This window comes from Bacteroides acidifaciens (assembly GCF_024623065.1).
GTDB classification, from domain to species: Bacteria; Bacteroidota; Bacteroidia; order Bacteroidales; family Bacteroidaceae; genus Bacteroides; species Bacteroides acidifaciens.
In genome coordinates, this window is the sequence record NZ_JANJZR010000055.1 from 15,103 (window position 1) to 30,528 (window position 15,426).

Annotated in this window: 10 protein-coding genes; all 10 read left to right on the plus strand. The window is 37.4% G+C overall.

Going from position 1 to position 15,426, the window contains the following annotated elements:
• Nucleotides 1–58 precede the first annotated feature (58 nt).
• From NSB03_RS14400 to NSB03_RS14445, 10 genes are read left to right on the plus strand one after another with little or no spacing between them, the layout of a single operon-like run.
• Nucleotides 59–844, plus strand: coding sequence for a hypothetical protein (locus tag NSB03_RS14400; RefSeq protein ID WP_024987863.1), 786 nt, complete (start codon nt 59–61; stop codon nt 842–844).
• Nucleotides 831–1,877: a DUF5007 domain-containing protein gene (locus NSB03_RS14405; protein ID WP_024987862.1), complete on the plus strand. Its 1,047-nt coding sequence runs from the start codon at nt 831–833 to the stop codon at nt 1,875–1,877. The genes NSB03_RS14400 and NSB03_RS14405 overlap by 14 nt, the downstream gene beginning before the upstream one ends.
• A gap of 20 nt (nt 1,878–1,897) precedes the next feature.
• Entirely contained in the window at nt 1,898–5,095 is a 3,198-nt protein-coding gene (locus tag NSB03_RS14410; protein ID WP_135039302.1) for a SusC/RagA family TonB-linked outer membrane protein, read from the plus strand.
• 18 nt (nt 5,096–5,113) lie between these two features.
• A complete protein-coding gene (locus tag NSB03_RS14415) occupies nt 5,114–6,628 on the plus strand; it encodes a RagB/SusD family nutrient uptake outer membrane protein (protein WP_024987861.1) in 1,515 nt (504 codons plus the stop codon).
• A gap of 33 nt (nt 6,629–6,661) precedes the next feature.
• A complete protein-coding gene (locus tag NSB03_RS14420) occupies nt 6,662–7,417 on the plus strand; it encodes a fasciclin domain-containing protein (protein ID WP_004325574.1) in 756 nt (251 codons plus the stop codon).
• Between the two features lie 2 nt (nt 7,418–7,419).
• Nucleotides 7,420–9,144 (plus strand): DUF5124 domain-containing protein, encoded by a 1,725-nt coding sequence (locus NSB03_RS14425; protein WP_004325575.1) that lies wholly within the window; start codon nt 7,420–7,422, stop codon nt 9,142–9,144.
• Between the two features lie 20 nt (nt 9,145–9,164).
• A complete protein-coding gene (locus NSB03_RS14430) occupies nt 9,165–10,985 on the plus strand; it encodes a LamG-like jellyroll fold domain-containing protein (protein ID WP_004325576.1) in 1,821 nt (606 codons plus the stop codon).
• A gap of 16 nt (nt 10,986–11,001) precedes the next feature.
• Nucleotides 11,002–13,119: a M60 family metallopeptidase gene (locus NSB03_RS14435; RefSeq protein ID WP_135039301.1), complete on the plus strand. Its 2,118-nt coding sequence runs from the start codon at nt 11,002–11,004 to the stop codon at nt 13,117–13,119.
• 12 nt (nt 13,120–13,131) lie between these two features.
• Entirely contained in the window at nt 13,132–14,925 is a 1,794-nt protein-coding gene (locus NSB03_RS14440) for an alkaline phosphatase family protein (RefSeq protein ID WP_024987860.1), read from the plus strand.
• The gene (locus tag NSB03_RS14445; protein ID WP_128824400.1) at nt 14,882–15,229 is read left to right on the plus strand and encodes a hypothetical protein; all 348 of its coding nucleotides are present in this window, start codon (nt 14,882–14,884) and stop codon (nt 15,227–15,229) included. Before NSB03_RS14440 ends, NSB03_RS14445 begins: the two co-directional genes overlap by 44 nt.
• Nucleotides 15,230–15,426 lie beyond the last annotated feature (197 nt).

Genomic DNA, 15,426 nt, shown 5'->3' on the forward strand with positions numbered 1-15,426 from the left:
GAACAGATTTTACGAAATATTAGATAGATATAAATACGTAAATTAAAAAATATATACTATGAATAAATCCGCAATAATAATCGGAGTAATAACTTTAGTACTTTTCGGTGCTTGCCGGGATTATGAGTCAGTTGCTTATACTCAGCCGGTTGAAGTTGAAAAGTATGATGGCACTTTTTTGGAATACCTTTCCGATGAAGCAAGCCATCTGTTTAATCAGAAATATGATTCAATGCTTGTCATTATCAATGCTGTTCCCGGTTTAAAGGAACAGTTGGAAAAAGACGATGAGTATTTTACCGTATTTGCTGTACCGAATGAGTGTTTCGAATATTCATTTGACCAGCTCAACACCTATCGCGAACAAAAGAAACAGGGGAAAGCACTTTTTTTAAAAGAGTTACTTATTGAACCTTTTGATGTTGAAATTGAAATTCCTAATAAAGATGATCCGGAGAATCCCATCATTGAGATAAGGCATTATGATTATAGAGCACGCGTAGACACGTTGCTTTGCCGATATATATTCACAGGAAAGTATGACACGAAAAAGATCATAGAAGCACAAGAAAGTCTTTCTTTAGAGTCATACAAATATAAATATCAAATGAATGTATCTTGTACTCGGCAAACGGCTTCCGGCATTGTGGGAGAAGGAGTCAGGAGTTTCACTCTTAGTGATATGAATAACAGTCAGTTGAAGGATTTATGGAAATCTACAAACATTGTTTGGCATGATATTTATACTCGCAATGCAGTTATTCATCTTTTGACCAATCAACATAATTTCGGTTACGATAAGTTTATTAATTATTTTAAAGACTACGGAAATGAGAAAAAATAGATTCATAAAGTTCTTTTGCTTTCTCGGAATAGGAGCATACTCTTTTCTGAATACCTCGTGTGTTGAAAAATTCTTGCCTGATGTACAAGAAGCATTTGATCGGGAAGTGAATTTTACTCAACAGCTATATAAACCGGTATTGGGTAGAACAACTTTGTTCTCAAATAATTTTCAATCAGGAAATTCAACGCTCCCTTTGACATTTGAAATAACTCGTATAGTGAAGGCAGATGGTAGTCCAGCACCAGAGTTGACTGATGTGTTTCCGGTAACCGTATGGAAAAGTCCTTATCTTGGAACAGAGAAAACTCTTGAAGAAATTGAAGCCAAAAGAACGCTAGAATATCGTCCGCTATTTCAGATACATAAACATTCAGGAGAATTTGTAATGTATTCTAATGCTATGTCGGCATTTGTCAATTGCTCTCCAAGTAAAGGTTATCTGTTTGATGTGAAGGTTGAGAATAAAGGTGGATATAAATATTTTAACAATTTGCAGCTGGTACCTTTGAGAGAGAGTGATTTCGAACCTTCCATTTATGATTCGGAAACCGGCCTGATAAAAGATAAAGATTATATTCCGGCAACTGCGGCTCGTTCCATTGTATTGGAGTCAGGGAGTTACACTTCGTCCGAAAAAATACAAGTCTATCTGCGGGAGAATAAGGAAAATACAGATAAAACTAAAACTCTGACTTTTCGCTTTTATAATTCAGATTATACTCCTATTTCGCCAGAGAAATTTAATCAAACAAAATGGGACGAATTGATTCATGGATTCAATAAGGAGATGGGGGCTGATTATGTAAAATATGACGTTGTATATCCTATGCCTTTGGTTCAAGTTCCTTCTAAGTATACCAATAGTGAAGGTAATTTGCTTAAACTGCGTTTTGCGTATGATAGAATTACTGCTATGGGATATCGTTTAGATTCGTATTTCGAAATAGAATTTGGAATTTACAAAGAAGCGCATTGGGAAGTTATCGTTGTGTTTGCAGAAGGTGCTCCGGAATTTAGGGATTATGAATAAACTTTGTTAGATGAATTTATATGAAAAAGATACATAAATATATCATATTGGGCTTGTTGTGTCTGTTTGCTTCATTAGAAGCTTTTGCACAAGAGGTGCTCATAAGTGGAGTTGTTAAAGACAAGAATGACAATCAGCCACTTCCGTATGTTTCGGTAGTCGTACGCGATAAATCAGGGAAAATTGATTCACGACACTCAATTTCCACTAATACAGATGGTGAATTTACATTGAGGGTGCCTGTGCCGGCAAATGTTACATTTACGTATATAGGTTACGAACCGGTTGTTAGGAAAATCACGAAAGAAATGTCTGAGATGACTGTATTGATGAGCTTATCGGAAAACATGCTGGATGAGACGGTGGTTGTCGGCTATCAGAAAAAGAGTCGGGCGGCTGTGACCGCTTCTGTACAGGTCGTTGAAGCGGAAGATCTTGTAAACACACCGGTGGCAAATGCCATGGAGTTGTTGCAAGGTCGTGTTCCCGGGTTGAATATACAGATACAGAATGGTACACCGGGGGGGATGCCTAGTTTTACATTACGTGGTATTTCGGATATTTCAATAACCAAGCAAGGAGAAGATTTTGTACTAGGTTCGTCAGCACCTCTTTTTGTGGTCGATGGAATTCCTTTGGAAAATATAGACATGAACTCTGATGTCGATGCGTCAGGTTTGTTGTCAGGAGCTACAGTGAGTCCGCTTTCCATGATACCTTTTGAAAACATTCAGAGAATGGAAATTTTAAAAGATGCTGCCGCAACCTCCTTATATGGTTCTAAAGGTGCTTATGGTGTAATTATTATCGAAACGAAGAGAGGTAATGGCCCTCCCAAAGTTTCTTATTCGGGTAATTATGTGATTAAAACTCCTCCAAGATTGAGAGACGTTGCTATTGGTAATGCTGAAAGAAATATGCGTATCATGCAAATATTACAGAATGACACTTCCAGTTATTTCGGGCACAATGAAATACATAATTTTCCGGCATTGGCAGATAGCTTGAATCCTTATTGGAATAATAATACAGACTGGCAAGGACGTTTTTATGGTGTGACTCATAATCAAACACATAACTTGAGTTTCTCTGGAGGTACTTCAAAATTCAATTACTTGATTAATGGTAATTACTATACCGAAAAAGGAATTGTGAAAAATACGGATTTCAATCGGTATGGTCTTAAGGCGCGATTAGGTTATAGTCCGAATGATAAATTTGAGATGGATGTCAATGTTTCCGCTACGTTTACACTGAACAGTCAGGGTAGTGGTAATGCTTTTACTCAATCAGGTGTTGCAAGGGGATCGTCAGCTTCTTCATTATTACCTCCGCCGTCTATGTATATATCAGCCAGCGAAGCGTTAGCTGCATTTTCTGTGGACGATAATAATGTAAATACTGCATACGATGCGAGCATACGTATGGTGTATAAACTACCTTATGAATTTACACTTGACGGGATCTTTGGATATAAATATAATACGACTGAAAGAGAGACGTTTACTCCCGGAATATTAAATAATAATAGGTCCGAATGGTATAATTTGAGTCAGAACAGTTATAATTTATATGCACGTACTGTTTTAGCCAGGTCATTGGATCTTAGAATATTCAGATTAGGACTTCGGGCTGGTGTGGAAATTTCGACTAACAAAAGAAGTCATAATACGGTTAAATTAGTAGGAGGAGGTAGTGATTATATTTGGGGACCTGGAGCGATGCATAGCAAATCAGAGGGAACTACCTCATTTGTAGAGGATGAAAACACCCTTTCTTTCATTATAGATCCAAGCTTTAATCTAGGTTCGATAGGTCCACGAGGTGAACGTTATATATTCACTCCTAATATACGCCCTGAAGCGAATTCCACATATGGTAAAAAAATAAAATGGACCATTAGTCCGTCACTCGGATTTAAATGGAACTTTAGTCGTGAAGCTTTTGCTGATAATTGGAACCAATTGAGCACAGGTGCATTGCGTGTTAGTTGGGGACGAACAACTAAGTACAGAGCTACCCGGTATGACATTTGGGGTACTTATCTACTAGGGAGTGATACATATAATGGTATGCCTATAATTCCGATTGATTACGGCTTGTTACCAAATGACAACTTGAAACCGGTTACTTCTACTACATGGAATTTGGGTACAGAGTTGAGTTTCTTCAATAGCAGACTCCGTTTTACAGGTGACTTATATTACAGACAGACTGATAACCAATTGAGTGATATTGAACTAGCTGACCATAATGCATTTGAAAAAGTAAGAAGTATTGAAACAAGTTTGGTGAATTATGGATTTGAAATATTAATTGGCGGTCGACCATTACCTCAGCAGAGTCCTTGGACATTAGATTTATCACTGTCATTGGCTATGAATAAGGATGTGATCGCTAAGCTGCCGAATGAGGCCAGGCAAATCATTAATAGTGACGCTAAAATAATCAACCGTTTAGGGTCGAATGCATTAGCAAATTACTTATTGGTGAATAAAGGAGTGTATGCAACAGATGAAGATGTACCGGTAAATCCAGCTACCGGTGAACGAATGAAAGCTGCTAATAATAAAAATAACGGATATGTTTATATGCAGGCTGGCGACCCGATATGGGTGGATGTTAATGGAGACTATATAATAGATGATAAAGATAAGGTGGTAGTTGGTAACTCTCAACCTCGGTTGACAGGTGGATTTAATGCGAACTTGAGATATAAGTCATTCTCCATCAACACAAACTTTTCTTTCACGATAAAAAGGGATATTATCAATAAAGCATTAGCCGATCGCTTTGCTGCTTATGGAAATCCTCTTTCAAAAGACCTGAATGGGAGTGGGGCGATAACGCCTATAGAAGCATTTGATTTCTGGAAAGAAGATCATATATATGCCAAGTATCCCAATCCGTTCGATTACATTCGTGGAGGAACAGCCGATCATCAGGTGAACTTCTTCCGTCCGGACCAGACACTCTTCATGGAAGACGGATCTTTCCTGAAAATTAATGGTGTTTCAATCTCTTATGTTTTACCTAAAAAAGTATTGGACTTTTTGAGAGTAGAACGGGTACAGTTGAATGCTAGTGTGAATAACATTTACACCTTCTCCAAATATTCAGGTGTAAATCCAGAAAATGTAAATAGTTTGGGGTATGATGTATCAGGAGGATATCCGAATAGCCGTAACTATACAATGGGAGTTTCAATTGATTTTTAAACAGATAAATCAGTGATTATGAAAAAAAATATATTCTTTATAATAGCGGCTTGTTCGTTTCTACTGACAAGTTGTGGCTTGTTGGAAGTAAAGAGCGAAGATAAACTTCCCGGTGACGAATTCTGGATTGATGGCAATGCCGCCAATGTGGAAGGTTTCTTGATGAGCGCTTACTCTAATTTGAGAAAGGCAACTATGGGCAGCGGTGCATTTCTTACTGCAAGTGGTGATATGCGTTGCGCCTCTATCTCGCCATATAATAATGATAATGAAGGTAGAAGGGTAACCTACTTGGCAGGAAATGAAATGAATGAGTTGAGAAATTCTCCAAATACCCCTTTTGGAGAGACTACTAAATGGAAACCATTTTATGAAGTTATACAGACTGCCAATATCTTGGTTAAAGAGATAGATCAAGTCTCTACTCTTACTGAAGAAGAATACCGGATGTTCAAAGCAGAGGCTGTCTTTCTTAGAAATTTGGCTTATTTCTTTATGGTGAGAGTTTTTGGTGATGTTCCCTATTATACGATAGCGTATAATTCAGCGTCTTTGCCACGAACTAACATGGTTATTGTGCTTCAAAGTTGTCTGGAAGACTTAAGAACAGGAGCTTTAGGCAATAGTCCTGAAGACCGTTTTTTACCTTGGACATATAATTCAAATGCAAAAAAAGGAGTAAGAGCGTCTCGTGGATCGGTCATTGCGTTGATGATGCATATTAATCTCTGGTTGGCTCAATTCGATGAACAAAATAAAACAACTTATTATCAGAATGTGGTTGATTTGGGCGAACAGTTGGAACAGAATGACGGAGCTTATGAACTGTTAGAAATAAGCCGGATCTCAAATGTGTTCAAGGGAGGATCTAACGAAGGTCTTTTTGAAATAGCACAAAATATCAATGCTTCCAATGAAGTCTTTTCATCGATAGCTGTATTCTCTAATAATGTAGTTTATAGACATAAAGGAGCCAACGAAAATCCCATGTATTATTATGATGGTAGCTATATAGAGAAGATCTTCCCTTATATGGAAGAAGATTTACGGAAATCATATTGGTTCGATGAAAATATGTATTCGGCTTCCAGTGTGAATCGTACCGAAATAATAAAGTTTCTGAATATTGATTATTATGGAAACAATAGTATAACTTCTAATTCGGGAAACCAGATTGTTTTCCGGTATGCCGGAGCGTTATTGCTATACGCTGAAGCACTGGCGGCTTTAGGTACCAATGACACAAAAGCTAATGAGTTATTGAACCGGATTCGTCATAGAGCCGGTGCGTCAGAAAGCTTCTCTTCAGGAAAAGAGCTGCAGGATGCTATATTTTGGGAACGACAAAGAGAACTGATTGGAGAAGGGCATTATTATTATGATCTGGTACGAACTGGAAAAATTTCTAATATCGCATATTGTGCGCATCCCATCAGACGTACGGATTTTAATGTAGGTGCATGGACATGGCCTTTACATAGAGATGTGCTGAAAAATAATACGAATATACAACTCAATCTTTTTTGGGAGTGAATAGAATAAATACGTAATTATAAAAACAAGGATATGAAAAGCAAGATAAAGATATGGCAACTGGTTATTGCTGTTATTACCATACCTATATTTATGGGTAATTGTACAAACGATAGTTATCTGATAGATGGAGGAAAAAGTAATCCATATTATGATGGAACAATAATGGAGTTTCTCCAGTCAAGATCCCCTAAAGATGATCCTAAAAATGATTATTTTTCCGATCTGATTGAAATTATCAGGCTTGCAAATATGGAAGAGGTACTTGAGGAAGAAAATGTAACATTCTTTGCACCGACTAACTGGTCTATCCGCAAAAGTGTCGCTCTGCTGAATAAAATGTGGTATCAAATGGGTAATGACAGTATTAAGAATCTGAAGCAGATAAAACCTTCTGTATGGAGAGAATATTTATCTATGTATATACTTAAAGATAAATATACGCTTAAAGATATTCCTCAAATTGATACAACTGCGATTGCTGCTTATCCGGGACAGACATTCATTACGTATGGTGGACTGCCAATGAATGTAGGAGTGGTGTATGGTGATGCTAATGGAGTGAAATATGTGGGTCCCCGCCAGATACTTTATTCGTATATATATGATATTACTGTGAGTGATTTAAAGAATGCGTATGTAGCCACATCGGACATACAACCCAAGAATGGAGTTGTTCATGTACTTCGTATGACCGATCATGATTTTGGTTTTGACAGAAGATTATTTGCTTTAAAAGCGATAGAAGAGGGCATTGATGAACTTTCTCAAATTAATAAAACAGAATAACTATGAAAGCATATCAATATGAGATAGAATCCCGTTTGATAAAGATGCTGATGTGTCTTTGTGTAGTCCTGTCTTTCGCAGGATGCAATTCTGATGAAGAAATAGAAGGCGATCCGTATGCCGGGGGAAAAGAGCCTTACGGTATAAGATTTTTAGTTGATGCTCCTTCGCCTGATAGAGCTTATCCGGGTGAATTGGTTACTTATAAGGCTAAAGGATTATCTAAATGGTTCAATCAGCAAGGAAAACCGGATTTTAGTTTTTTTATTTCCAATGAAAAAGCAGAAATAGTATTAGCTACTGATACAACAATTACAGTAAAAGTTCCAGAAAGTCTTAGTTCCGGAATAGCACATATCTTGTTGAATGAACAGATTTTCTATGGTCCTAAACTTACTGTGTTGGGTAATGTAAGCGTTGATAAAGGGTATGTAGTTCAAAAGCGTATTCCGGGTGCAATTTATAGTTGTTTGGAACATTGGTCTCAAAAGGAACATTATCATTTAGTAGGTAGCTTTATGCCATTGACAAGTAGCGATGCTCGTATTCGTTGCATAGCCTGGATTGATAATAAAGGAAGTGTAGCCGGTGGATGGAACGGAACCTATTATAAAACAGATAGTGGTCAGGGGATCGGTCATGATCTTAAGAATCCTAATTCAGGTGAAGGCGGTTCTTATAGCTATTATGCCAAATCGATTTCTTATTTTAATAATGATAAGTCTGGAAATAATCCAAACGTTTTAATCTCCGGAAAGTTTACACAGTATTACCCTGTACAGCGTGAACAGCCTACTTCGGTGAATAATATGATGAAAGTCGATCATGGTATTGGAATGATGTTTGATAACAAACAGCTTCCAAGTATCAAAAATGGACGGCTGATATCAACCAGAATCACTCGATTTAATGGAGGAACGAAAGAAGCACCTGTAGCTACATTTGTTACATCAGATGACAAAGTAATTGCAGTAGGAAACATTACCCAGTATTGTAAAATAGATATAGACAGATCATATGCGGAAGAATTGGCGTATGAATTCACTCCTGTCAAGACGGTATTGCGTATGAATAATTTAGGGGCACTGGATGAGGATTATCGTAAAAACAAGGAAGGTGTCAATGGAGTGATTCAAGATGCTTATATGGATGAGGAAGACGGTGTTGTTATTGTAGGCAGCATTAATTCTTTTGATGGAATAAATGTGAATAATATCGTACGAATCGATAAAAACGGTAACATCGATCAGCAATTTCTACAAAATATAGGAACGGGAGCCAATGGAGCGATAACCAAGATACGTTATAATAAAAAACGGAAAAAAGCAATGCTTGTGGGTATGTTTACTGAATTCAATGGCGTTCCGTGTTCTGGCGTAGTTATGCTGAATCGTGACGGTACGGTTGATCCGACTTTTAAACTTAGAAAGATGGAAGGCGGAACAGCTAACTTTGCTACTATTCTAAATGATCATGATTTCGTTGTAATGTCGGGTACTTTCACAAAGTATGATGGCGTTACACGACAGGGTTTCCTGATATTGACAATGGAAGGTGAAGCCATGCAGAAATTTAATGTTCCCGGCCTGTTCTTGGGTGAATTGAACCAGGTAATTGAAACCAAAACATCAACAAATGATAACGGTTTGTTATTAATGGGCGATTTTTATCGTTTTAACGGCGAACGGGTGGATAATATAGTAAAAATAGAAGTTGACTTTGATTAATCTTAAAATATACTTTGAAAATGAATAGAAAAAGAAAGATACAAACAAGTCTTTTCGCCAAGATCCTGTTTATGGGAATGACAATATGGACAATGATGTCTTGCGATAATTCATTAGAGCGGCTGACAACAAATGAATATCCGAAATCGGGAAACCAAGCACAGACAGGACATGTTTTATGTGTTGTAATTGATGGCGCATCCGGAAAAGCTGTAAATGAAGCTTACACAACACAGAAAGCCCCTCATATTCGTTCGATGAGAGACAATGCTGTGATCACTTTTGAGGGTTTAGCGGACAGTCGCCATAAAGCGTTACCCGTATTTACCAATGAACGGGGATGGGCAAATATGATGACGGGAGTTACAACTCATGGGATTGGGTTGGATGAAGAATCGACTGGCGAGGTGAAACCTATTGAAGAGTTAGAGACTCCTTCTTTTTTAAGTAGAATCAAACAGCTTGATAATGAAAAGAAAATTAGCTTGTATACAGCGGATAATCGTTTTTATCAGGCATTTCGTAACAATGCAGATATTGCCCGGACATTAGACAGTGATCAGCAAGTGAAGAGTGCTGTTATTGCTGAAATTAATTCGGATACAGATCTGCCGTCAGATGTTATCCTTGTAGAATTTAATGGGGTGCAAAAGGCTGGTGCTGCGGATGCTTTTTATGATGGTTCGGGTAATCCTACAACGACTGTGATTGAAGCTATACAGGAGATCGATACCTATATTGGTGAAATACGGACAGCTTTGGAATCCAGAGAAAACTATAGAAAAGAAAACTGGTTGATTATTGTAACTTCTACTTATGGAGGTACTTATTCTGAAACTGTTCAGTCTGATTCATATTATGACGACCCGCGACTGAATACATTTACACTGATGTATAATTCTCGATTTGTAAGCAAAGTAGTTGGAAAACCAAGTGCTAGTGAACTTAATTACAAATATTTTACTCCTTTGTATGCTGGAAATAATCAAAAGTCAGTTGCTACTGTAGCTGATCCAAAATTATTTGAGATGGAAAATAATAAGTCATATACTGTTCAGTTTATGTATTACTCTACCACTAAAAAGAATAATTGGGTGAATATTCTTTCCAAATCAGATAAACATAAAGGTAGTAAAGGTTGGAATGTACATGGTGATGGGGGCCGTATTAAATTTCGTGTTGGAAATCGGGATGTGTGGACTAGTCAGCAATCCACTGACCCTTGGGTTAGTACGGATGGTAAATGGCATACTGTTACACTTGTATTTGATAGAGAGGCTGTTCGGTTCAGGGCCTATATAGACGGGAATTACAGTACGCATAGAGATCAACAGAATATGACTTTACCAACAAACTTGACATGTCCGGATTACCCGTTAACTATCGGGAAAATAGAGAACTCCCCGAATGAGAGTAACGCTGGATTCTGTGTGACGAATCTTCAATTTTATGATGTAGCATTACCTGAAGAATTTATTGAGAAAAATCACGGAGTAACTAAACTGGAGGAAGTGAAAAATGAATATTGGGATCATTTAATTGGTTACTGGCCATGCGATCGAGAAGAGGACTTGGAAAATCCTATCTTGAAGAATGTTTCGCAATATGCAGATTCATATGCAGGAAAATCTGATATAACCTTTGCCGATCAAACATGGACAACTGGTAATTCTGCTGAAGAACACTTAGCTCCAGCTCCGGATGACTCTTATTATCAAGCTGTTTTCAATAATGTAGATATCCCCTTACAAACTATGCAATGGTTGGGACTTTCTATTTCAGAATGGAAATTTGAAGGTGTAGGGAAAACATTTGAATACACTTTTATGGAAGAAAACTAAATATAAATAGACTGTTATGAGTAAGAATATATTAAAAAACAAAAGAAGCTGTGTATTCATTCTTCTATTCGTTTTGGGCACATCTGTGTGGCTCGGAGGATGTGATACAGCTTATAAATACGATATAACTGACGGTATAGATAATAATGGTGCCAGTGAACCGGATATTACAATAGATACCGAAGGGGGGATCGATGTCAGTATGTACGAAAAGGCACGTATTTTTCCGGGATTGGTAGATACAGCGAAAGAAGAACGGATTAACGCTACAATTGAGCTTGATTTGAATAAGCAATATATTGATTCCATCACTTTAGGAGTATCTAAAGTGCCACAGCCGATTTATAGTACGGGACTTTATGCCGGAGCCGGTGAGCAGGTAGCTATCACTGTGGAAGATAATACGATGGGACTTAGCGTAATTGTAGGCTCACACATGGATGATCTTACAGAATTGTCCCCTTATCAACGTATGCCTTTGGTATATGTTGCTAAAGCTTTGTTCCCAGGAAAGAATATAATAAAGAATCCATTGGGAGGACCCATCTGGATTAAAAAAAGTTTAGGGCTGAAAGCTTCCGGTACTTGTTCTTTAAAAATAGAAGGAGTATATAAATCACCAGATTTTGTAATAGGAGAGACGGACTTGCAAGATTGGAAGAGAAGAATATCAGAGACCACTGTTCCTTGGTTGGAAATAAGAGGAAAACATTTCGCTTTTACCGTACAGAAAGATCGTGTACTTGATAATTTGGAAAGTATTTCATCCACCCTGCAGGAAGTCGGTAAAGAATGGGATGAAGCAATTGAAGAGTTTTTCTTTGAATATTATGGATTAAAGATTGACAAGGATGCGGAAGAAAAGGAGCGTGCTCCGGAGTTTCCTTTTCGGGTTGTGTTGGATGTACAAGTTTTGGGAAACCTGTATTTGCGTAATAGTGACTATGCAATAGTTGCGATAAACAACACGTATATGCTGGAAGAAATGTTAAACCTTAGAACATTGAGAATTGGTAACTCTGTAGCTTTGTTGAGCGCAATCAATTCAATGTGTACCTATCGTTCACGTAATAATCCTTGGCCTGCTGATTATCGGGCAGTGGCTAATGCAATCCCTTTGTACCGGATAGGAAAGAAGAATTTCTCAAAAGAGAATGCCTTTGGTGAAATCTTCCCTGGTGAAGAGAATATAACCACTTTATTCCCTAAAGCTATTGAGTATGCTATGGCTGATTCAAGTAAATGGGCGAAAGAGGATGCTGCAACCAAGTATGATGATAAGACAGCATATAAAGCATTCGACTTGTTAAGCCTTATTCAATTGGCTAATTATGACGATAACAATTGGGAAGCGATGAAATACCTGAATCTGAAGGCAAAAGAGGAACGGTCGATTGATAACTCAACTCTAAGTTATGCTTTCCGCATGTTATGTGACTATTTTAAACAGAACTTATGTCCGTTCTTTGATTATTGGGGGGTGGAGCAATTGGACGAGGATAGAAAATACGCCGAACAATACCCGTTAATGGATAAGAAAATATGGGAGTATAATCCGTTGAATCCTCAACAGGTAAAGGATTATGATGTATCATCATATTGTTATCGGCATAGTCGTAGAGACTGGAAGGTGTCTGCGTATGATAAAGGCTATGGCATAAATTATGATGGTGATTCCAGAAAACCTGAATATTTGATTGATGGGGAAAAGAAGACTAATTGGAGTTCTGGTAAGATTAATGACAAACCTTTGGAGTTGCCTTATTATATCATTTTTGATTTGAACAAAGTCTCTGATATTGATGGAGTATATTTGGCAAATGGTTATTCCAATCAGTGCCTGGCTGATGTTCATGTTGAATATATTGGCTCTGAAGTTGCCGATCCTTATGATATCAATGCTCCATGGGAAACGTTGCTGCAGGTTACTGACCCCAATGTAGTGAGGGCAAACTTGAAGAACGAGCGTTTCTTTGATTGCCCGAGAACTCAAGCCAGATATCTTCGTCTTAAAATCTCAAATCCCAATACGATCGTGTTTAAAAGTGATTCAGATTTGACAGAGGAAGAAAAAGCAAATCAGAAGAAGTACCATTCTTTCGCAGAGTTTGGAACTTATTACAAGAAACCATAAAAGAAATCATATATGAAAAAGCTTATAAATATAGTTATTGTTGGGGTAGTCGGATTACTTATCATTTCCCTTCATTATTCTTGTACTACGTATGAGGCACCGGATGGGATTGCAGAGGATGGGTTTGACTCTGATTCTGTGATATCAACAACTATCCACCGTAAAGTTCTTTGGATCAATATAGATGGAGCGGTCGGAAGTATAGTAGAGAAGAAGATGCCTCAGGATGGTACTATTGCCAAAATGCTGAAACATAGTAAATACTCATGGGTGGGGTTAAGTGATAACCGCACTTTACAGAAAGAGGGTAGCGAGGATCCTGTAACTTGGGCAACTATGATGACTGGAGTAAATCCTGAAAAACATCAGATTACCGATGAGTCGTATGTGGCCAACATGGAATACGATCCGAGTAATCCGAATGAGAAAGTAATCCAATATCCAACAATTCTACATCATATTGCAGATAATGATTCAGAAAACCCGACATTATGCGTAACTCCTTGGGACAAGTTGAATAAGAATTTATTAAATGCAGCACAAAAGACCGTAACTACTGCGAATGATGAGGAAACTAAAAATGTGATATTGGAGTATCTGAAAAATAGTGATTTTAATTTTACACTATTAAGTTTCTCGGGTATGTTAGAAGCTGGTAAGTCTGGAGGATTTTCCGCCAATAATGTCAATTATATCACAGCACTTCAATATATAGATGCATATATTGGTGAATTCTTGCAGGCAATTGATGAAAGAAAAAATGCTTTTTATGAGGACTGGCTGGTTGTTGTAACATCTAATCATGGTGGAAAAGAAGACGGTAGTTATGGGGGAAACTCTGCAGAGGAACGAAATACGTTTGGGATATTCTACTATCCACATTATACGGAACAGAAGATGCTAGGAAAAAAAATGTATGGAGCTTATTTTGATTTATCCAAAGCACAGGGGATTGTTTTAGATACGGTTTCTACAAACATTAAATATGCAATAGGAGAAAATTCTAGTTTCTCTGTGGAATTTATCATGCGTATGAATCCCCGTAAGGATGGATCTTACAAAGGTGATAATTGGAATGCTATTTTCTCAAAAAGCGGCAGTTGGGGAATCTTTCGGCAAAGAGAAACTGCTTCTCTTCGTATTGAAGGATCTACTGGAGCTTTAGAAGAAGCGGTGGCAGCATTTAATGATCCTCAATGGCATAATTATGGTTTTAGTGTTGCTCCAATGAACAATGCTCAATCACGAGAATGGATTGTTGCTTTAGATGGTAAGATAATGAAAAAAGGTACTAAGGATGTTCGTGGAGTAGCAGACAACAAATCCCCATTGCGTATTTGCGACCATGTTCCCACTTCATTTTATGTATCAGAAATTCGGTTATGGAAAAAAGCACTTACAGAAAATGAGCTGACACAGCAGGCAGCGTTATTAGATATATCATCAAATGATGCCCATTTTAAAGATTTACTTGCATACTGGAAATTGAATCCGGATGAAGTGAAAGATGCTAGTAAACAAGATACGCTGGTTATCAAAAATCAGATAGCGGATGGATTAGATTTGTTATATGTCAATCTGGATAAACAAAATAGCGAAACATTTAAAGAGAAAGCATTTGTTGAGTTACCTAATACGTTTCCGACGTATGTGTCAACAGGTAATCTAATAATGGAGAACACGCTGGTTGTTCCACAAGTTCTTTATTGGTTGAATATGTCGACAAATACAATTCTGGATGGTTTTAAATTTATAAATAATTATGCAAGTTCTGAAGAATGGCGAGATTTGCCCGAAGATGTATGACTCAGAACTGTGGAAGGATATTTTTCCTCAAATAAAAGAAGATGATTGGGAAATCGTGGAACAATATCTTAATAAAGAACAGGACAACTTTGTTGTTAAACTACGACAGGATTACCCCTTGCTATCGGAAGAGGATATTCATATTATTGTTCTATTGCGATTAGAAGTTTCTCATGAAAAGATTGTTCGTCAGTTTCATATCTTGTTAGCTTCTTTTCGGACAAGAAGGTATCGGATAAAGAAAAAGATGAGAATTGAAGATGAGTATCATTTAACGAAGTTTATCCGAAGACTTTATGTGTAATTGAGGTTCGTTGAATGTTTATATTGTTATTAAACGTAGACAAATGAGGTGTTTTTTTTATTTGTCTACGTTTGGTTTTAGGATAAATGTATGAAAATGTTTATATTGCGAAGGATACTAGGTAACCATTCTATTTTCCGCCTTGACACGCATCGCAACCCAGCATATCTTTGCGGCATAACCAATTACTAACAAAG